Source organism: Kribbella sindirgiensis (genome assembly GCF_004331435.1).
Classification (GTDB): domain Bacteria; phylum Actinomycetota; class Actinomycetes; order Propionibacteriales; family Kribbellaceae; genus Kribbella; species Kribbella sindirgiensis.
The window spans coordinates 53,707-73,621 of sequence record NZ_SJKA01000029.1 but is presented as its reverse complement, the minus strand read 5'-3'; the positions used below and the strand labels follow the sequence as shown (position 1 = coordinate 73,621).

At 67.4% G+C, this 19,915-nt stretch carries 22 protein-coding genes; 14 read left to right on the top strand and 8 right to left on the bottom strand.

Features of this window, described 5'->3' with window-relative positions:
• The first annotated feature begins 110 nt into the window (after window positions 1-110).
• On the top strand, window positions 111-566 hold the full coding sequence (locus E0H50_RS40855) for a GNAT family N-acetyltransferase (protein WP_165547466.1): 456 nt from the start codon (window positions 111-113) through the stop codon (window positions 564-566).
• A gap of 42 nt (window positions 567-608) precedes the next feature.
• Complete coding sequence (gene pdxY / locus E0H50_RS40850) at window positions 609-1,460, top strand: pyridoxal kinase PdxY (protein WP_131296542.1); 852 nt, start codon at window positions 609-611, stop codon at window positions 1,458-1,460.
• Here the strand turns inward: pdxY and E0H50_RS40845 are convergent.
• Window positions 1,453-2,547, bottom strand: coding sequence for an LOG family protein (locus E0H50_RS40845; protein ID WP_202868556.1), 1,095 nt, complete (start codon window positions 2,545-2,547; stop codon window positions 1,453-1,455). The genes pdxY and E0H50_RS40845 overlap by 8 nt on opposite strands.
• 50 nt (window positions 2,548-2,597) lie before the next feature.
• Between E0H50_RS40845 and E0H50_RS40840 the strand changes: the two genes are divergently transcribed.
• Together E0H50_RS40840 and E0H50_RS40835 are read left to right on the top strand one after the other, a co-directional pair.
• Window positions 2,598-3,887 (top strand): aspartate aminotransferase family protein, encoded by a 1,290-nt coding sequence (locus tag E0H50_RS40840; RefSeq protein ID WP_131296541.1) that lies wholly within the window; start codon window positions 2,598-2,600, stop codon window positions 3,885-3,887.
• A gap of 69 nt (window positions 3,888-3,956) precedes the next feature.
• Window positions 3,957-4,346 (top strand): hypothetical protein, encoded by a 390-nt coding sequence (locus E0H50_RS40835; protein WP_131296540.1) that lies wholly within the window; start codon window positions 3,957-3,959, stop codon window positions 4,344-4,346.
• Between the two features lie 55 nt (window positions 4,347-4,401).
• Here the strand turns inward: E0H50_RS40835 and E0H50_RS40830 are convergent, their stop codons facing one another.
• The 7 genes from E0H50_RS40830 to E0H50_RS40800 form a co-directional block, all read right to left on the bottom strand.
• On the bottom strand, window positions 4,402-4,833 hold the full coding sequence (locus E0H50_RS40830) for a hypothetical protein (RefSeq protein ID WP_131296539.1): 432 nt from the start codon (window positions 4,831-4,833) through the stop codon (window positions 4,402-4,404).
• A gap of 10 nt (window positions 4,834-4,843) precedes the next feature.
• Entirely contained in the window at window positions 4,844-5,269 is a 426-nt protein-coding gene (locus E0H50_RS40825) for a hypothetical protein (protein WP_131296538.1), read from the bottom strand.
• A 131-nt stretch (window positions 5,270-5,400) separates the two neighbouring features.
• Complete coding sequence (locus E0H50_RS40820) at window positions 5,401-6,318, bottom strand: amino acid ABC transporter permease (RefSeq protein WP_131296537.1); 918 nt, start codon at window positions 6,316-6,318, stop codon at window positions 5,401-5,403.
• Complete coding sequence (locus E0H50_RS40815) at window positions 6,315-7,004, bottom strand: amino acid ABC transporter permease (protein ID WP_131296536.1); 690 nt, start codon at window positions 7,002-7,004, stop codon at window positions 6,315-6,317. The genes E0H50_RS40820 and E0H50_RS40815 overlap by 4 nt, the downstream gene beginning before the upstream one ends.
• Before the next feature lie 78 nt (window positions 7,005-7,082).
• Window positions 7,083-7,925, bottom strand: coding sequence for a glutamate ABC transporter substrate-binding protein (locus E0H50_RS40810; RefSeq protein ID WP_131296535.1), 843 nt, complete (start codon window positions 7,923-7,925; stop codon window positions 7,083-7,085).
• A gap of 49 nt (window positions 7,926-7,974) precedes the next feature.
• On the bottom strand, window positions 7,975-8,736 hold the full coding sequence (locus E0H50_RS40805) for an amino acid ABC transporter ATP-binding protein (protein ID WP_131296534.1): 762 nt from the start codon (window positions 8,734-8,736) through the stop codon (window positions 7,975-7,977).
• 141 nt (window positions 8,737-8,877) lie between these two features.
• Entirely contained in the window at window positions 8,878-10,569 is a 1,692-nt protein-coding gene (locus E0H50_RS40800) for a sigma-54-dependent Fis family transcriptional regulator (RefSeq protein WP_131296533.1), read from the bottom strand.
• 141 nt (window positions 10,570-10,710) lie between these two features.
• Between E0H50_RS40800 and E0H50_RS40795 the strand changes: the two genes are divergently transcribed.
• Genes E0H50_RS40795 through E0H50_RS40750 form a run of 10 tightly spaced genes read left to right on the top strand, consistent with a single transcriptional unit; the run spans window position 10,711 to window position 19,876 of the window.
• Window positions 10,711-12,348: a ferritin family protein gene (locus E0H50_RS40795; RefSeq protein WP_131296532.1), complete on the top strand. Its 1,638-nt coding sequence runs from the start codon at window positions 10,711-10,713 to the stop codon at window positions 12,346-12,348.
• Window positions 12,349-12,358: 10 nt separating this feature from the next.
• A complete protein-coding gene (locus tag E0H50_RS40790; RefSeq protein ID WP_131296531.1) occupies window positions 12,359-13,387 on the top strand; it encodes an FAD-binding oxidoreductase in 1,029 nt (342 codons plus the stop codon).
• Window position 13,388: 1 nt separating this feature from the next.
• The gene (locus E0H50_RS40785; protein ID WP_131296530.1) at window positions 13,389-14,468 is read left to right on the top strand and encodes an aromatic/alkene monooxygenase hydroxylase subunit beta; all 1,080 of its coding nucleotides are present in this window, start codon (window positions 13,389-13,391) and stop codon (window positions 14,466-14,468) included.
• Window positions 14,469-14,470: 2 nt separating this feature from the next.
• Window positions 14,471-14,806, top strand: a complete 336-nt coding sequence (gene mimD, locus E0H50_RS40780) for a propane 2-monooxygenase effector subunit MimD (RefSeq protein ID WP_131296549.1) — start codon at window positions 14,471-14,473, stop codon at window positions 14,804-14,806.
• A 7-nt stretch (window positions 14,807-14,813) separates the two neighbouring features.
• Window positions 14,814-15,833: an amidohydrolase family protein gene (locus E0H50_RS40775; protein WP_131296529.1), complete on the top strand. Its 1,020-nt coding sequence runs from the start codon at window positions 14,814-14,816 to the stop codon at window positions 15,831-15,833.
• Entirely contained in the window at window positions 15,830-16,567 is a 738-nt protein-coding gene (locus tag E0H50_RS40770) for an iron-sulfur cluster assembly protein (protein ID WP_131296528.1), read from the top strand. The genes E0H50_RS40775 and E0H50_RS40770 overlap by 4 nt, the downstream gene beginning before the upstream one ends.
• Window positions 16,564-17,589 carry an NAD(P)-dependent alcohol dehydrogenase gene (locus E0H50_RS40765; protein WP_131296527.1) on the top strand — a complete coding sequence of 342 codons (1,026 nt, stop codon included), beginning with the start codon at window positions 16,564-16,566 and terminating at the stop codon, window positions 17,587-17,589. Before E0H50_RS40770 ends, E0H50_RS40765 begins: the two co-directional genes overlap by 4 nt.
• A gap of 12 nt (window positions 17,590-17,601) precedes the next feature.
• Window positions 17,602-19,251, top strand: coding sequence for a chaperonin GroEL (gene groL, locus E0H50_RS40760; protein ID WP_131296526.1), 1,650 nt, complete (start codon window positions 17,602-17,604; stop codon window positions 19,249-19,251).
• The gene (locus E0H50_RS40755; RefSeq protein ID WP_131296525.1) at window positions 19,251-19,454 is read left to right on the top strand and encodes a metal-dependent transcriptional regulator; all 204 of its coding nucleotides are present in this window, start codon (window positions 19,251-19,253) and stop codon (window positions 19,452-19,454) included. The genes groL and E0H50_RS40755 overlap by 1 nt, the downstream gene beginning before the upstream one ends.
• Entirely contained in the window at window positions 19,451-19,876 is a 426-nt protein-coding gene (locus tag E0H50_RS40750; protein WP_131296524.1) for an ArsR/SmtB family transcription factor, read from the top strand. The genes E0H50_RS40755 and E0H50_RS40750 overlap by 4 nt, the downstream gene beginning before the upstream one ends.
• The last annotated feature ends 39 nt before the right edge of the window (window positions 19,877-19,915 follow it).

Genomic DNA, 19,915 nt, shown 5'->3' with positions numbered 1-19,915 from the left:
GGGCCGGGAGCAGAAGGAGTCGCAAAGCGCTCCAGCATCCCGACCCGCCAACACCAAGTCTACGAATCCGTCGGCGGCTTGACATCCCTTAGGAACTCAAACTGGGCCGCATGCACCTACGCCGGTACGAAGAGGCAGACCGCCCAGCCGTCCTCGCCCTCGCCCCACGCCTGACCGAAGGCGTAGCGCCCTGGCGCTCCTCCGAGAAGGTCCTGACAGCCGTCACCGGATGGGTCGCTGACGCCCTCGAGCGCTCCGGCGACCCGGCCAGCTTCGTGTATGTCGCCGAGGACAGCGACGGCATTGCAGGCTTCGTGTCCGGCGAGCAGCGCACGCACTGGTCCGGTGATCCGGAGTTGTACGTCGGCGAGCTGGTGGTCGCTCCGGCGTATGAGGGTCGTGGTGTCGGGCGAGCACTGCTGGATGCGGTCACCGCTCACGCCAGACGATGTGGTCTGAGCACGATCTCGCTTGAGACCGGGGCTGCCAACGCCAACGCCCGTGCCTTCTACGGCCGGCTCGGGTTCGCGGAGGAGGACGTGAAGCTGACGAAGACCCTCAGCTGACCGGGGCGGCGGCTGCCGCCGGTGCAATGGGATGATCGGGGGGTGAAGATCCTCTCGGTTCAGTCGGCGGTTGCGTTTGGGCATGTGGGTAATTCGGCGGCTGTGTTTCCGCTTCAGCGGATTGGGGTGGAGGTGTTGCCGGTGTACACGGTGAACTTCTCCAACCACACCGGGTACGGGGCGTGGCGGGGGCCGCTGATCAGTCCGGAGGACGTGCGAGAGGTTCTGCTCGGGATCGAGGATCGCGGGGTGCTTCCGCAGATCGACGTGGTGCTTTCGGGCTACCAGGGCGGTGAGGGGATCGCCGACGTGATTCTCGAGACGGTGGAGCGGGTGAAGGCGGCCAACCCCGCGGCGGTGTACTCCTGTGACCCGGTGATGGGCAACGCGAAGTCCGGGTGCTTCGTCGCACCGGCGATCCCGGTGCTGCTGCGCGATCGGGTGGTTCCGGCAGCTGACATCATCACGCCCAACCAGTTCGAGCTGGGCTTCCTGACCGGCACCGAGCCTGACACGCTCGAGTCCACGCTGGCCGCGGTGGAGCTGGTCCGCGCGACCGGACCGCGCACGGTGCTCGTCACCAGCGTCGAGCGTCCGGAGCGCGAGGACGGCACGATCGAGATGCTGGCGGTCGACGACAGTGGTGCGTGGATCGTGCAGACGCCGTACATCCCGATGAAGGCGAACGGCTCGGGTGACGTGACGGCCGCGCTCTTCACGGCGCACTACCGCAGTACGGGTGATCTCGCGGATGCGCTCGCGCGTACGACCTCGAGCGTCTTCGACCTGCTGACGCGCACCCACGAGTCGGGTGAGCGCGAGCTGCAGCTCGTGGAGTCACAGGACGCGTACGCCAACCCGCAGATGCAGTTCAAGCCACAGCAGGTCAGCTGACGAGTTCTGCAGCCTGATCGATGGTGTCGACCAGGTGGATGGAGTGCGTCATCTGCCGGTCGGCTGCCAGTGACTGGAGGAGCGGCCAGACGGGGAGGTGGACCGTCCAGTGGTTGATGCCGACGAGGATCAGTGGGATCTGGGTGGCCGCGTCGCCGTAGTAGTTGGGGGTGACGGCCTGGAAGACTTCCTGGACGGTGCCGGCGGCGCCGGGGAGGTAGATGATGCCGCCGCGAGCGCGGCCGAGGAGGACGTCCTCGCGCTGGGCGTTCGAGAAGTACTTCGCGATCGAGCCGGCGAACACGTTCGGCGGCTCGTGCCCGTAGAACCAGGTCGGGATCGACACCCCGCCGTTCCCGGGGAACCGGGCGCGTACCCCGAGCCCGGCGGCCGCCCACGCGCCGATCGACGGGCGGAACGACGGTACGGCGGCCAGCTCGGCCAGCGCGGCGTCGACGTCGGCCTCGTCGTACGACGCCAGCGACGCCCCGAGGTTGGCGGCCTCCATCGCACCCGGACCGCCGCCGGTGACGACGACACGGTTGCGCCGGGCAAGCGTCCGGCCGAGCAGTACGGCGGCGCGGTAGTTGGCGTCGCCCCGCAGTACGCCGTGACCGCCCATCACCCCGACCCACGGCTCCTCGTCGGGGAGTTCCGCCAGCGCGTCCGCGATCGCGTGGTCGTGCAGCGAGGTGGCGAGCGTACGGCTGGTGTCGCCCTTCTCGTCGTGCTGCCGGGACCACGCGTAGATCCGGGCGTCCGGCGTGGCGTCGTACCCGTTCTCGAGGCCGGCGTACAGCTCGTCCGCGTCGTACAGCCGCCCACGGTACGCGTCGAACGGCAGCTCCGGGATCGCCGGGAACACCAGCCCGCCGCCGTCCCGGACCCAGCCGTCGGCCTTGTCGTCCAGCAGGCAGCCGAGGAACACCGAGCCGGTCGGCTGCAGCCCCAGGAGTTCCGCCGTACGGCCGGTCAGATCCACCGACTGCACCCGCCACCCGGCCATCGCGGTGGCGCCAGCGGCCAGCAGCCGGTCGAACTGCTCCAGCGACTCGATATCCACATGCGGAATGCTCGGCAACGTCACGGGGAGCACACTAATAGACGCCCGCTATCACCTGAGGTAATGCTTAGGGCATGACACATGCGGAGCTCTGGGAGCGTCACAAGGCCGTTATGCCGGCTTGGCTCGCGTTGTACTACGAGGAGCCGATCGAGATCGTGCAGGGGTCCGGGCGCCGGGTCACCGACGGTGAGGGGAACACGTACCTCGACTTCTTCGCCGGCATCCTCACCAACGCGATCGGCTACGACATCGCGGAGATCTCCGACGCGGTCCGCGAGCAGCTGTCGTCCGGGATCGCGCACACCTCGACGGTGTACCTGATCCGCAAGCAGATCGAGCTGGCCGAGCAGATCGCCGAGCTGTCCGGGATCCCGAACGCCAAGGTCTTCTTCGCCAACAGCGGCACCGAGGCGAACGAGACGGCGCTCCTGCTCGCCACCCAGAACCGCCGCTCCAACCAGGTGCTGGCGATGCGCAACTCGTACCACGGCCGTGCGTTCGGCACGGTCGCGATCACCGGCAACCGCGGCTGGTCCGCGAGCAGCCTGTCGCCGGTGAACGTGCAGTACGTGCAGGGCGCGTACCGGTACCGCAGCCCGTTCCGCGACCTGCCCGACGCGGAGTACATCAAGGTCTGCGTCGACGACCTGCGCAACGTCATCGAGACCACCACGTCCGGCGACGTCGCCTGCCTGATCCTCGAGCCGATCCAGGGTGTCGGCGGATTCTCGTCACCCCCGGACGGGCTGTACGGCGCGTTCAAACAGGTGCTCGACGAGTACGGCATCCTGCTGATCGCGGACGAGGTGCAGACCGGATGGGGCCGGACCGGCGATCACTTCTGGGGGATCCAGGCCCACGACGTCGTACCTGATGCGATGACGTTCGCGAAGGGCCTCGGGAACGGGTTCGCGATCGGCGGGGTTGTCGCAAAGGCTGATCTGATGGACAGCGTCAAGGCGAACTCGCTGTCGACGTTCGGCGGCAACCCGATCTCGACCAGTGCCGCGAAGGCCACGATCGACTACCTGCTCGACAAGGACCTGCAGGCGAACGCGGCCAAGCGCGGCGCGCAACTCGTCGACGGCCTGCGCGGCATCTCCGACGAGTTCCCCGAACTCGGCGACGTCCGCGGCAAAGGACTGATGCTCGCCGCCGAGCTGGTCAAACCCGACGACAACAGCCCCGACGCCGCCGCGACGGCCAAGCTCCAGCAGGAAACCAAGAACCGCGGCCTCCTGGTCGGCAAGGGCGGCCTCTACGGCAACGTCCTCCGCATGGCACCCCCCATGACCCTCACCGAAGCAGAAGCCACCGAAGCCCTCGAAATCCTCCGCGACTCCTTCAACACCCTCCGCTGAACAGGTTGCATGAAGTTGCAATGGTGAACTCTGGTAGGCGCTCGGGGATCGGAGGAATCTGAGATCGTCATGAAAGGCCGACGGAGGAATCCCGCAGTACGCATTCTGCTGGCCTGTTTGATGCTGGCGGCGTTCTCGATTGTTGCCGAGCAAGAGGCGCAGGCAGACGTCAAGTACATCTGCTACATCGGTTTCGCCGGGACGTGCGACACCGGACGCGTCTTTCCCTACAGCAACGGCTGCGTGACGGTCGGCGCCGGGTCTCGCCCCAGCGAGATGTTGATTGAACTGAAGAGCGCTGCCAATGGCTACACGGTGTGGAGCACGCGGATCTACGCGAGCGCTTCCGCGTGGCACCAATCGGTGTGCGGACGACAGACCTTCTCCAGGTCCTACGTCCGCGGCACTCTGATCTACAGCGGTCTCAGCGTGGCAAGTATCCAGGGATCACGTTCTTGACCGCTTCTCCGAACAATCGCCGGCCCCGGGACGTGTCGTCCCGGGGCCATTTCTCTCAGCCGGTGCAGGTCTTGCAGGGGAACCAGCCGAGTTCTTCGCGGTAGACGTTCTCCCAGGTGCCGAGTTTGTAGGTGACCTTGGCCCAGACGAAGTTGCCGCGTTTGTCGTTCGGTTTCGGCATCCGGGGGACGTCGACCCCGAGCCAGTACTCGCCGTACCCCTTGATCTTGCCGCCGGTGCTGTACGCCCACCACTCGCCGTTGACGTAGACGTCGATCCGCCAGGACTGCGCCTGGGCCTCGCAGTGAGCGAGCACATTGGCCCGTCCGTGCGTGCCGCCGCCGGCCGGCGCGAAGTTCGCATCGGCGTCCCAGCAGAAGTCCTGACTCTGGCCGGTCGGTCGAGGTTCAGCGCTCGCGGTCGCAGGCAGGGTGGCCAGAAGCGCCGTGCCGGCGATCATCGCGACGAGCGTCCGGATTCGGTTCATCGTCGTCTCCTCAGGCCGGCGAGGCGGTCGGGAAGCAGTCGTACGTGCGCTCGCTGTTCAGCGGATCCTCGTTCGGGCCGAAGATCGCTGCCGACGCGTCGACACACGCGGACTCCTTCGCGCTCGGTGGCGTCGAGGGAACCGTGACCACCTTGTGGTACCTGCTGACCGTGGTGGGCAGAGTCTGGAAGAAGTACGGCTCGCGGGTACGCCGGTTGTAGACCGAGAGGACGAACTCCTTGGTGTACTTGTAGTTGTCGCAGTGCATGTCGACCGTGATCGCCCACCAGCCACCGGTCTGGTCGTGGTCGAAGACCTTGGCGACGATCGGCACGGCGCACTTCGGCCGGGCCGCGTCCGCGTCCGCGGGCGTGGCCGTTGCTGTCAGCACCAGTACGGCGGCCGTCGTCGCGGCGACAACCTGAGGAACTCTCATGATCGATTCTCCCCAATCGAAAGGTGTCAGCTACCGAACGTCAGGATAGCGCTGCGGAGAGTTATCAGTTGCCGCGAGCAAAGAAAAGGTCCCGGGACGAATCGTCCCGGGACCTTGGAAGTGAAGGCTGCTCAGCTGCCGGTGTCCGACGTGTCGTCGGCGCCGGTGGTGACACCGGTGAGGCCGGCACCGCCGGTCTGATCGATCGGGTCGGCGGTGAGAGGGCCGCCGGCCGAGCGGCCCCGGCGGCGCATCATCGTCTCGACCCGGTTGGCGAGCAGGCCGAGCAGGTAGTTCACGATCACGAAGATCGCACCCACGACGATCAGTGCCGGCAACAGGTTCACCTTGAAGTTACCGATCTGCTCCGCCTTCCGGAGCAGTTCCTCGTAGGTGATGATGTAGCCGAGCGCGGTGTCCTTGAGGATCACGACCAGTTGGCCGACGATCGCCGGCAACATCGCCGTGATTGCCTGTGGCAACAGCACCAGCCGCATCGTCTTGCCGCCGGTCAGGCCGATCGCCAGGGCCGCCTCGCGCTGTCCCTTCGGCAGCGAGAAGACGCCGGAGCGAACGAGTTCGGCGACCACGGCGCCGTTGTACAGCGTCAGGGCGGTGACGACGGCCGCCAGGGCGTACTGCTCCGGCGGGAACACCTCGTAGTGCGCGTACAGGGCGAAGGTGAACAGCATCATCAGCAGCACCGGCACCGCGCGGAAGAACTCGACGATCACGCTGCAAGGCCACCGGATCCAGACGGCGGCCGACAGCCTCCCGACGCCCAGCAGGACCCCGACGATCATCGCCAGGACGACCGAGATCGCGGCTGCGGTCAGCGTTCCGGCCAGGCCGGGGAGCAGATACGCGGTCCAGATCTCTCCGGTCAGGAACGGCTTCCACTTCGCCGCGGTGAGCTGCCCCTTCTCGTTGAACCTGTCGATGACGAACCAGAGAGCCAGGAACAGTGCGACGATGCTGGCGACACCGACCGCGGCGTACAGGCGCTTCGACCGCGGGCCGGGCGCATCGAACAGAACGCTGCCGCTCATCGCTTCACCGCCAGCCGCTTGGACATCGAGGTGAACAGCATGCCGACCGGTAGCGTCAGGATGACGAAGCCGATGGCGAAGATGCCGAACACCACGAAGAGCACGTCGGGCCGGTTCTCGATCATCACCTTCATCACCGCGGAGGCCTCGGTGACACCGATGACGGAGGCGACCGTCGAGTTCTTGGTCAGCGCGATCAGCACGTTGCCCAGCGGCGTGATCGCACCGCGGAACGCCTGCGGGAGGACGACGTACCGCAGCGTCTTCAGGAACGGCAGGCCGATCGCGCGGGCCGCCTCGGCCTGCCCGAGCGGCACGGTGTTCACACCGCTACGGATCGCCTCGGCGACGAACGACGCGTGGTAGACCGACAGGCCGAGGACGGCCAGGCGGAAGTTGTTGTCGTTGATGAAGGTGTTCGAGTCCTTGTTCGCCAGCGAGACACCGAGTTGCAGGAACAGCCCCAGGTTGCAGAACACGATGACCAGCGTCAGCGGGGTGTTCCGGACGATGTTCACGTAGGCGGTGCCGATCAGCTGCAGCACTCGGACCGGCGAGACCCGCATCACCGCCACGACAGTGCCGATCAGCAGTGCGAGCACCGCCGACAGCAGTGTCAGGTAGATGGTCGTCCGGAACGCCGCGAGACCGTCGTACTCGGAGAAGAACTCCGAAATCACGTCCATGTTTCTCCTGCTGGGGAACGAGGTGGAGATCAGCGCGCCGGGGAGGGACCGCGAACGGTCCCTCCCCGGCGGCGTCGATCAGGCGCAGGCGTCGAAGGTCTTCGGCGGGTTCGTCGCCGCGTCGAGCTTCAGCCCCGACGGGCCGAGGTTCTTGTCGAAGGCCTTCTGCCACTCGCCGGAGTCGACCATCTTCTTCAGCGCGTCGTTGACCTTGGTGCAGGTCTCGGTGTCGCCCTTCTTCAGGCCGACGCCGTAGCGCTCGGTCGAGAAGGTCTTGCCGACCACCTTGAACTTGCCCTGGTTGGCGGCCTGCGAGGCGTAGCCGGCCAGGATGGTGTTGTCCGTGGTCAGTGCGTCGACCGCGCCGGCGCCGAGGGCCTCGACGCACTTGGAATAGCCGTCGTACTCCTGCAGCTGCACGGTCTTGGCGAACTTGTCCTTGACCTTCTGCGCCGACGTGGAGCCGGTCACCGAACACAGCTTCTTGCCGTTCAGCGCGTCCGGACCGGTGATGTCGGTGTTGTCGGCCTTGACCAGCAGGTCCTGGCCGGCGGTCAGGTACGGACCGGCGAAGGAGACCTTCTCCTTGCGCGCGTCGGTGATCGAGTACGACGCGAAGATCATCTTGACCTGCCCGTTGGCCAGCAACGTCTCGCGCTGGGCCGACGGGGACTCCTTGAACGTGATGTTGTCCTCGGAGTAGCCGAGCTCCTTGGCGACGTACTTCGCCACGTCGACGTCCATGCCGGTGTAGTTCGTGCCTTCCTTGAGGCCGATACCCGGCTGGTCGTACTTGATGCCGATGGTGATCTTCTCGCCACCGCCGGAGCCGGAGCCCGAGCCCGAGTCGTCGCCGCAAGCGACCAGTCCGGTCGCAGCCAGCCCCGCGATGCCGAGGGCAGCGATGATTCGCTGTCGCATTGTCTTTTCCTCCGTTGTTTCGGTACTGCGCTGAGAACGGCCGGTGCGGTCAGTGGGTGAGGATCTTCGAGAGGAAGTCCTGCGCCCGCTTGGTCTGCGGGTCGGTGAAGAACTTCTCCGGCTCGGCTTCCTCGACGATCTGCCCGTCGGCCATGAAGACGACCCGGTTCGCCGCCCGGCGGGCGAAGCCCATCTCGTGGGTCACCACGACCATCGTCATGCTCTGGCCGGCGAGGTCGACCATGACGTCGAGGACCTCCTTGATCATCTCCGGGTCCAGCGCCGAGGTGGGCTCGTCGAACAGCATCACCTTGGGATCCATGGCCAGTGCGCGGGCGATCGCCACGCGCTGCTGCTGACCGCCGGACAGCTGGGCCGGGTACTTCGCCGCCTGGGCGCCGACGCCGACCCGGTCGAGCAACGCCTTCGCGCGCTCGTCCGCCTCGGACTTGGACTTGCCGCGGACCTTGGTCGGGCCGAGGGTGACGTTCTGCAGGATCGTCTTGTGCGCGAACAGGTTGAACGACTGGAACACCATGCCGACATCGGCCCGCAGCCTCGCGAGTGCCTTGCCCTCGCTGGGCAGCGGCTGGCCGTCGAGCAGGATGCTGCCGGAGTCGATCGGTTCCAGCCGGTTGATCGCGCGGCAGAGCGTCGACTTGCCGGACCCGGACGGCCCGATCACCACGACGACCTCGCCCTGGTCGATGGACAGGTTGATGTCCTTCAGGACGTGCAGTTCGCCGAAATGCTTGTTGACGCCGGTCAGCGCTACCAGACCGGTTTTCGTCAGCGTGTCGGAATCGCTCATGGCCAGAACCTAGCGGAGCCGGGGGTGCGGTCGCAGGCCCGGGTGGTTCCACGGTGGTAACGATCTGCAATAAACGCGGCGGATCGTGACGCCTCGATCACACACTGCTCGGGTTTGTCCGTTTTTGATCGGGGCGCCCCGTCAGGTGACGATTCCGTACTCGCGGATCTTGCGGTAGATGGTTGCCCGGGACATCCCGAGCGCGGTGGCGGAGGCCTTCTTGTCACCGTCGTACGTCGACAACGCGTCGACGATCGCGTCCCGCTCGAGGGCCTCGATCGGGGTCAGCTGCCGCCGGGTCGTGGCCCTGCACTCGGGTGGCAGGTCGGCCAGCTCGACCACGCCGGACCGGCGGCGCCTGGCCACTGCCGCGAGGACCGACCGCAGATGGGTGATGTTGCCCGCCCACGGCAGCCGCATCAGCTGGTTCATCGTGGCGGTGGAGAACGTCAGGCCGTTGATACCGGCCTTCGCGAGCAGCGCCCGGACGAGGGCCGGGACGTCCTCGACGTGATGCCGCAGCGGCGGCACCTCGACGGTGCGCGGAAAGAAGGCCAGCAGTTCGTCGGCGATCTCGGTGCGATCCGCGGGCAGCGTGAGCGCGACCCAGGCGTCCCCGGCCGTCGCGCCGTCGCGGACGCTCTGCAGGAGCTCGGTGAAGCCGTCGAGAACCTCGCCGGTCAGCAGGTGCGCCCGGCGGATGATCAGATCGGCGCCGGACTCCAGTTCCGCGCGGGCCTCGGCCACCAGGTCCTCGCCTGTCACCGCCGGATCGAGGACCGCGAGCCGCCGGTCGGGCGCCACCTGCCGGCGGACCGCGCGCAGCAGCGACAGCTTGCCCGCACCCGGCTCGCCGTCGGCGATCAGCCACTCGGCCCGGCTGCACGCGTGCAGCATCTCCTGGATGATGTGCTGCCAGACCGCGCTGGTTCCGGTCGTCCCGGGGACCACCGGGAGGCGCGTCACCTGATGCCCGCGGGCCGGGAGACCTTGCTCCTTGATCTGGATCACCCCGCCGGCGAGGGTGTCGCCGACGAAGGTCGGCCGGTAGGCCATCCGGGCGGTGGTTCCGCTGGGCAGATCGGTGAGGAAGACCTGCGGTTTCGTGCCGCCGCGCGCGTCGCGGGTGCGGTCGATCAGGGCCGCCTGGTCGACGGCGTCGAAGCGCGCCTGCACGTAGGCGTTCATCATGAAGACCTCGTCGCCGAGCGCGAGCACCGGTCCGCCGCTGTGCCGGCAGGCGGCGTAGTAGTCACTGAGCAGGGCGTGGTCGAGCGCGTTCGCCTCCTCGACGACCCGCTCGTGGATCCGCCGCGCCGCGAGTTTGGCGAACGACAGCAGGATCGAGTTCGAGTTCCTGGCCTGGGTGGTGATGTCCAGTACGCCGAGCAGGCCGCCGGTGACCGGATGCGTGATCGGGGCGCCGGCGCAGGAGAACATCCGCAGCTTCCCGTTGTAGTGCTCGGCGCCGTCGACCAGGATCGGTCCGCAGACCTCGAGCGCCGTACCGATCCCGTTGGTCCCGACCGCGGACTCGGCGTACTGGAATCCGGGGGCGAGGTCGACCGAGTCCAGGCGCCGGAGCAGGGCGGGGTCGCCGCCGCGGCGGTCGAGGACGACGCCCTTCGCGTCGGTCAGGATGATGCAGACCGGCTCGTTGTGGAGCTCCGCCGACAGCGCGTCGATGACCGGCCGGGCCGCCCGCATCAGCGTGGTCTCCCGGTCGATCCGGTCGAAGTACACGGGCGCCGGACGGTCGATGTCCACCTGCGAGGCGTGTGAACGCTCCCACGAGAACTTGATCGGATCGCGGACCGGTTGCGCAGCGCCCATGGCCGTCTCCTTCACGTCCGTCACCAGCGGAACTGCTCCCACGGTAGCGGCCTGGCGCGGGACCGCCATCTCACATTGAGACACAGAGACCTCCGATCGGCGGCTTTCATCTCTTCTCAACCCCGATGATGGAGGCCCCAATTGAGCAGGCAGAGTCTCACCAAGGCGCACGCCAAGATCACCGAGCTGTCCTGGGAACCGACGTTCGCGACCCCGGCGACCCGGTTCGGCACCGACTACACCTTCGAGAAGGCGCCGAAGAAGGACCCGCTGAAGCAGATCATGCGGTCCTACTTCCCGATGGAGGAGGAGAAGGACAACCGCGTGTACGGCGCCATGGACGGCGCCATCCGCGGGAACATGTTCCGCCAGGTGCAGCAGCGCTGGCTGGAGTGGCAGAAGCTGTTCCTCAGCATCATCCCGTTCCCGGAGATCTCGGCCGCGCGGGCGATGCCGATGGCGATCGACGCCGTACCGAACCCGGAGATCCACAACGGGCTCGCGGTGCAGATGATCGACGAGGTCAGGCACTCGACGATCCAGATGAACCTCAAGCGCCTGTACATGAACAACTACATCGACCCGGCCGGGTTCGACATGACCGAGAAGGCGTTCGCGAACAACTACGCGGGCACCATCGGCCGGCAGTTCGGCGAGGGGTTCATCACCGGTGACGCGATCACCGCCGCGAACATCTACCTGACCGTGGTCGCCGAGACCGCGTTCACCAACACGTTGTTCGTCGCGATGCCCGACGAGGCGGCCGCGAACGGCGACTACCTGCTGCCGACCGTGTTCCACTCGGTGCAGTCCGACGAGTCGCGGCACATCAGCAACGGGTACTCGATCCTGCTGATGGCACTGGCCGACGAGCGCAACCGGCCGCTGCTGGAGCGTGACCTGCGGTACGCGTGGTGGAACAACCACTGTGTCGTGGACGCCGCGATCGGCACGTTCATCGAGTACGGGACGAAGGACCGCCGCAAGGACCGCGAGTCGTACGCCGAGATGTGGCGGCGCTGGATCTACGACGACTACTACCGCAGCTACCTGCTGCCGCTGGAGAAGTACGGGCTCACGATTCCGCACGACCTGGTCGAGGAAGCGTGGAACCGGATCACCAACAAGGGGTACGTGCACGAGGTGGCGCGGTTCTTCGCGACCGGCTGGCCGGTGAACTACTGGCGGATCGACGCGATGACCGACAAGGACTTCGAGTGGTTCGAGCACAAGTACCCGGGCTGGTACTCGAAGTACGGCAAGTGGTGGGAGAACTACAACCGGCTCGCGTACCCGGGCCGGAACAAGCCGATCGCGTTCGAGGAGGTCGGGTACCAGTACCCGCACCGCTGCTGGACGTGCATGGTGCCGGCGCTGATCCGCGAGGACATGGTGGTCGAGAAGGTCGACGACCAGTGGCGCACGTACTGCTCGGAGACGTGCTACTGGACCGACGCGGTCGCGTTCCGCGGCGAGTACGACGGCCGGCCGACACCGAACATGGGCCGCCTGACCGGGTTCCGCGAGTGGGAGACCCTGCACCACAACAAGGATCTGGCCGACATCGTCCAGGACCTCGGGTACGTGCGTGACGACGGCAAGACCCTGATCGGGCAGCCGCACCTGGACCTGGACGACCCGAAGAAGCTGTGGACCCTCGACGACGTCCGCGGCAACACGTTCATGAGCCCGAACGTGCTGCTGAACGAGATGTCCGACGCCGACCGCGAGGCCCACGTGGCGGCGTACCGGGCCAACGGCACCAAGCCTGCGGCCTGAGGAGGTCCCGGTGGCCGACAAACACCGTATCCAGTTCGAACCGGTCGGCATCGAGATGGAGGTCGGCGAGGAGGAGAAGATCCTGGACGCCGCGTTCCGGCAGGGGATCCATCTGATGCACGGCTGCCGGGAAGGGCAGTGCTCGGCATGCAAGTCGTACCTGCTCGAGGGCGACATCCAGATGGAGCGCTACTCGACCTTCGCCTGCAACGACGCGGAAGTGGCCGAGGGGTACGTGCTGCTCTGCAAGTCGCACGCGTACAGCGACTGCACGATCGAGCTGCTCAACTACGACGAGGACGAACTGCTCGGCGGGATCCCGATCCGGACCGTGGGGACACGGGTCGCGGCGATCGAACCCGTCACCCGCGACATCGTGTCGCTGCGGCTGGAACCCGCCGAACAGTTCGACTTCAAGCCGGGGCAGTACGTCGACCTGACCATCCCCGGCACCGACGAACACCGCTCGTTCTCGATGGCGACGACACCATCGACACCTTCGGGCGAGATCGAGTTCCTGATCAAGAAGTACCCCGGCGGCCGGTTCTCCGGCCTGCTCGACGACGGCCTGGCGGTCGGCGACGAGATCTCCATGACCGGGCCGTACGGGTCGTCGACGCTCAAGGACGGCCACGTGCTGCCGGTGGTGTGTGTGGCCGGCGGTGCGGGGATGGCGCCGATCCTGTCGATCCTGCGGCACCTGAAGGAGACCGACAGTACGCGTCCGGTCCGCTTCTACTACGGCGCCCGTACGGCGGCCGACCTGTTCTACCTGGACGCGATCGAGGAGCTTGGGGTCGAGTTCGTCGCGTGTCTGTCCGAGTCGGCTCAGGGCTCGGACGGGCTCCAGGTGGAGGAGGGCAACGTCACCGATGTCGTCGAACGGCGGGAGCCGGAGCTGCACCGCACCGAGGTCTACCTGTGCGGCCCGCCGCCGATGGTCGACGCCGCCCTGACGTTGCTGGAGGCAAGCAACGTGCCGAAGGACCAGGTCTTCTACGACAAGTTCACCAGCCCAGCGACCAGCGATGGAGCCTGAGATGACAGAAACCAAGCAGCGCAGTTTCCCGACGATCGAGTTCACCGACTCCGAGGCCGGCGCGCTGGAGTTCCCGAGCTCGACCAGCCGCGCGTACAACTACTACAAGCCGGCCAAGCTGCGCGCGACGATGTACGAGGACGTCACCGTCGACGTGCAGCCGGACCCGGAGCGGCACCTGAGCCAGGGCTGGATCTACGGCTTCGGCGACGGTCCCGGCGGCTACCCGAAGGAGTGGACGGCCGCGAAGTCGTCGAACTGGCACGCGTTCCTCGACCCGAACGAGGAGTGGAACCAGACGATCTACCGGAACAACTCCGCGATCGTCCGCCAGGTCGACCTCGGCCTGCAGAACGCCAAGCGGGCCAGAGCGTACGACGCCTGGAACCCGGCCTGGCTGACGTTCATCGAGCGCAACCTGGGCGCCTGGATGCACGCCGAGAACGGCCTCGCCCTGCATGTGTTCACGAGCATCCAGCGGTCCGGCCCGACGAACATGATCAACACTGCGGTCGCCGTCAACGCCGCCCACAAGATGCGCTTCGCGCAGGACCTCGCCTTGTTCAACCTCGACCTGTCGGAGGCCGACGTACCGTTCGACGGCGCCGCCCACCAAGAGGTCTGGAAGAGCGCGCCGGAATGGCAGCCGACGCGTGAGGCGGTCGAGCGGCTGACCGCCGTGGGCGACTGGTGCGAGCTGCTCTTCGCCACCAACATCGTCTTCGAGCAGCTGGTCGGATCGCTGTTCCGGACCGAGCTGGTGATGCAGATCGCCGCGCGGAACGGCGACTACATCACGCCGACCATCGTCGGCACCGGCGATCTCGGCTACACCCGCAACCTGTTCCGGCTGCTGACCCGCGACGCGGAGTACGGCGAGGCCAACAAGGCGCTGTTCGGCGAGTGGATGGCGACCTGGGTTCCGCGCTGCCTCGATGCCGCGCACGCGCTGCAGCCGATCTGGTCGCAGCCGGCCGAGAAGTCCGTGACGTTCGCGTCCAGCCTGGACGCGGCCAAGCAGAAGTTCCGTTCGCTGCTCGAGGATCTCGGGCTCGACTCTCCGAAGGAGCTGGACCAGTGAGCATGCAGTTCGGATCGGCCACCGAGTTCTCCAACAAGTGTGGCGTGACCTTGATGAACACGCCGATCGGCCGGGTCGTCGCGCAGGTGATGGGCGCCAAGGAGGGCGTCGAGCTCACCGAGTACCCGTCGATGATCCGCGTCGACGGCGTGGGCCTGCTGAACTTCGACTACGCCGAGCTGACCGACGCACTCGGGTCGGAGTTCGACGGCTCCGTCTTCGAGGAGATCAGCTCGACCCACTACGGCCGGATGGTGCACCTCGACGACAAGACCATCCTGTTCGCCAGCCCGGAGGACGCGGCCGAGTACATCGGCTTCGACCTCACCACGAAGTGAGGCGGCGATGTACGAGAAGAACGGCGAGAAGTACTTCATCGTCGACGCGCACGTCGCCCTGTGGGACGCCCGCGCCGCGAACCAGAAGAACATCCACGGCAAGCAGTTCATCGACTGCTTCTACGACTACCACAAGAACCTCAGCCCCGAGGCGGAGGTCTGGGACTACGACACCTACACCTACTACGGCGGTCAGCGGCTGCTGAAGGACCTCTTCGAGGACGGGTACGTCGACCACGCGATCTTCCAGCCCGCGATCCTGAACGACTTCTATGTCAACGGTTTCGGGCAGACCGAGGACGCCCTCGCGCTGACCCGGGCGAACCCCGGCAAGCTCACCTACAACCACGCCTGGGACCCGCGGCACGCCGAGGCCGGGCTCGAGCAGCTGCGCAAGGACGCCGCGCGGATGAACCTGCAGGGCGTCAAGCTCTACACCGCCGAGTGGTACGGCGACTCGCGCGGCTGGAAGCTGGACGACCCGTGGTCGCGGCGCTACCTCGAGGCGTGCCTCGAGCTCGGGATCAAGAACATCCATGTCCACAAGGGCCCCACCATCCGGCCGCTGGACCGGGACTCGTTCGACGTCGCCGACATCGACAAGGTGGCGACCGACTACACCGGGCTCAACTTCATCGTCGAGCACGTCGGGCTGCCCCGGCTGGAGGACTTCTGCTGGATCGCGACCCAGGAGCCCAACGTGTACGGCGGTCTCGCGGTGGCGATGCCGTTCATCCACACCCGGCCGGGGTACTTCGCGCAGATCATCGGCGAGCTGCTCTACTGGATCGGCGAGGACCGGATCCTGTTCTCCAGTGACTACGCGCTCTGGACGCCGAAGTGGCTGGTCGAGGCGTTCGTCGACTTCCAGATCCCGGCGGAGCTGACCGAGTACGCGCCCATCACCGTTGCGCAGAAGAAGAAGATCCTCGGCCTGAACGCGGCCGCGCTGTACGGCCTCGACGTACCCGAGGAGCTCAGGCTCCCCGCGGACGCCGGGTCGACGGAAGAAGCCGTGGCGTCATGATCGCGGTCGTCCAAGGGTCGACTCAGGCGCTGCAGTCCGAGGTCGTCGCGGCCCTGGCGACCGTCGTCGACCCGGAGCTGGACCAGCCCATCACCGACCTCGGCTTCGTCCGGTCGATCCGTATCGACCCTGCGGGCGTGACGGTCCATCTCCGGCTACCGACCTCGTTCTGCGCGCCCAACTTCGCCTACCTGATGGCATCCGACGCAGTTGACGCCCTGCGTCGCGTGCCGGGCGTAGGCGTGGTGAGCGTGCTGCTCGACGATCACCACGACTCGGACAAGATCAACGCCGGCCTCGCCGCGGACGCGGGGTACGTCGGCACCTTCGGATCCGAGGCGGAGCAGGACCTGGACGAGCTGCGCAGGATCTTCCAGCGCAAAGCGCACACGGCCGCGATGGAGCGCAGCGTGATGGCGCTGCTCAGGTCCACCGGTACGACCGTCGAGCAGTTGCCCGGGCTCACGCTCGGGCAACTGCCCGGCGGCCCGCACACGGAGGCCCTGTTGCGTCGTCGCGCTGCCATCGGACTGGGCATCCGGCCGGACGACCTGGTGTTCGTCGACGACGACGGCGTACCGGTGCCGCCCGAGGCCGTGCCGGCGCGACTGCGCTTCGCCAAGGCCGTGCGGATCTCGGTCGAAGGCAACGCGCACTTCTGCCGCGGCCTGCTGGCCACCAGGTACGACAACGAACCGGGCGGTCTCATCACCGACACGAGGAGGACCACATGAGAGCGGTGCAGGTGATCGGGTACCACACCAAGCTTCAGCTCACCGAGATCCCGGAACCGAAGATCACCGGGCCGCTGGACGTGATCGTGCGGGTCGGTGGCGCGGGTGTCTGCCGGACCGATCTGCACATCCTCGAAGGGCAGTGGGCGGAGAAGAGCGGCGTACGGCTCCCGTACACGATCGGGCACGAGAACGCGGGCTGGGTGCACGCGGTCGGCGACGCCGTCACGAACGTCGCCGTCGGCGACAAGGTGATCCTGCACCCGTTGATCACCTGTGGACTCTGCCGCGCCTGCCGCTCCGGCGACGACGTGCACTGCGAGGCGTCGGCGTTTCCTGGCATCGACACGGACGGCGGGTACGCCGACTACTTGCGGACGACGGCCCGCTCCGTCGTACGGATCGACGACGGACTGGAGCCGGCAGATGTCGCCGCGCTCGCGGACGCCGGGCTGACCGCGTACCACGCGGCGGCGAAGGCGGCGCGGATCTTGCGGCCGGGAGCTGTCTGCGTGCTGATCGGCGCGGGCGGGCTCGGGCACATCGGGATCCAGGTACTGAAGGCGATCTCGGCAGCGACCCTGGTCGTCGTCGACCGCAACCAGGCGGCGGTCGAGCTGGCCGTCGAGATCGGCGCCGACCACGGAATCGTTGCTGACGGCACCCACGTCGAACAGGTCCGGGCGCTGACCGGCCGGCACGGCGCGGAAGCGGTGATCGACTTCGTCGGCGAGGGCGGCGCGACCGCCGACGGGATCGAGATGCTGCGCCGGGCCGGCACCTACTACGTGGTCGGGTACGGCGAGAACCTCGACGTACCGACCATCGACGTCATCTCGACCGAGATCAACTTCGTCGGGAACCTGGTCGGCTCCTACAACGACCTGCAGGACCTGATGGAGCTCGCAGCGCGCGGCAAGGTCGCGCTGCACACCACGAAGTACCCGCTGGAGGACTTCCAGCAGGCCCTCGACGACCTCGACCACGGCCGGGTCCGCGGCCGGGCGATCCTCATTCCCTAGAAGGAGCTGACCATGGCGAAGGAACTCCGGTTCAACACCGACGCCCGGCGGTTGCTCGAGTCCGGCGTGAACGCGCTGGCCGATGCGATCAAGGTGACACTCGGTCCCAAGGGCCGCAACGCGGTGCTGGAGAAGCTGACCGGCCCGCCGACGATCACCAACGACGGCGTCACCATCGCCCGCGAGATCCAGCTGCGCGAACCCTTCGCGAACATGGGCGCCCAGCTGGTGAAGGAAGTCGCGATGAAGACCAACGGCGTAGTCGGCGACGGCACCACCACCGCGACCGTGCTGGCCCAGGCGATGGTCCGCGAAGGGCTGCGCGAGGTCGACGCCGGCGCGAACCCGATGCGGGTACGGCGCGGTATCGAGCAGACCGTGCCGGTCGTGATCGAGACGCTGCGGAGCTGGGCGGTCGAGGTCGGCGGCCGGGACGAGCTGCGGCACATCGCGACGCTGGCGGCCAGCGACGACGAGACCATCGGCGCGGTGATCGCCGACGCGGTCGACTGGGTCGGGCGCAACGGCGTCGTCACCACCGAGGAGTCCGACACGCTGGGGATGTCGGTGGAGGTCGTCGACGGGATCGAGTTCGACCACGGGTACGTCTCGGCGTACATGGTCACCGACCGGGAGCGGATGGAGACCGTCTACGACAACCCGGTGATCCTGCTGACGAACAAGAAGATCACCCAGGTTCAGGACATCATGCCGACCGTCGAGATCGCCAAGCGCATGGACCGTCCGCTCGTCGTCCTGGCCGAGGACGTCGACGGGCCGGCCCTGCAGTTGCTGGTCGGCGGGAACATGCACAACACGATGCGGTCGGTCGTCGTCCATGCTCCCGGCTTCGGGCACCGCCGGATCGCGGAGCTGGAGGATCTCGCCACCGCGCTGGGCGGCACCGTGATCGCGAAGGACACCGGCCTCGACCTGCACGAGGTCAGCCGGGACCACCTGGGGTCCTGCGACCGGATCACGATCACCGAGAACAGCACCACGATCGTCGGCGGCCACGGCGACGCGTCCCTGGTGGAGGCGCGGATCGCCCAGCTGGAGAAGCAGTTCGAACGGGCCAAGATCGACGCCGACCAGGACAGTCTGCAACTGCGGATGGCGCGGCTGGCCGGCAAGGTCGCGGTGATCCGGGTCGGCGGCGCGACGAGCGTCGAGCTGAAGGAGCGGATGCTGCGGGTCGACGACTCGCTGGCCGCGACCCGTGCCGCGCTCGAGGAGGGTGTCCTGGCCGGGGGCGGAACCGCTCTGGTCCAGGCCCAGGCGGCGTTGTCGGAGCTGGAGCTCACCGGCGACGCGGCGATCGGCCGGGAGATCGTCCGGCGGGCGCTGCCGGAACCGCTGCGGTGGATCGCGATCAACGCCGGGTACGACGGCGACGAGGTGGTCGCCCAGGTCGCCGGACTGCCGCGCGGCCACGGCTTCAACGCACTCACCGGTGAGTACGGCGACATGATCGCCGAGGCGGTCATCGACCCGCTCAAGGTCACCCGGGCCGCTCTGGAGAGCGCCGCCTCGATCGCGGCGCTGCTGATCACCACCGAGACCGCGGTCGTCGAGGAGATCCTCGGCAACCCCGGCGCGATCATGGCGCCCGGCTTCGGCGACCTCGCCGAGGGCATGGTCCGTCCGTCCAACATCTACTGATGAACGAGCGACGGCACCAGTTGCTGGAGACCTTCCTGCACCGGGTCCTCGGCGTACCGCTCGACGAGGTGCACGCGGAGGCCGTCGTCCTCGCGCAGGGGTTGAGTGATCGGCTCGAGGACCTGATCGACGCCGCGCTCGGGTACCCGGCCCGGGATCCGCACGGGGTACCGATACCGCCCAAGGAGCGCGTGGACGCATGATCGAGCCGACCTCGCCACAGCTCGCTACCGCGGCCAGGACTTTCGGCCTGTTGCTGGCGCCGGTCCGGCTGCACCTGGTCGCGCTGGCGAGTTGTGGCGAGTACGACGTCGGCACGCTGGCTGCCCGGGTGGGCGTCAGCGTGCCGACGGCCAGCCAGCATCTCGCCAAGCTCCGGCTGGCCGGTCTGGTGAGCGCACGACGCGAAGGCCGTCGGCAGTTCTACACCGTCGACGACCCCCACGTGATCGCCTTGGTCGAGCAGATCTTCCAGCACGTCGCCCCCGACGGCTCCCTCGCCCCGGACCCACCCCGGCCAGGATCCATTGGTGACGAATGTTTTCCCTTGTCGATTCCGGAGCGCGATGGATCGCTTCCGCCGCGCGCGCACCGGACGTATGGTCTCCGCGGCTCCGTGCACTGACCCGGAGCTACGGGAGCGCCGCCTCGGGACGGCGACCCG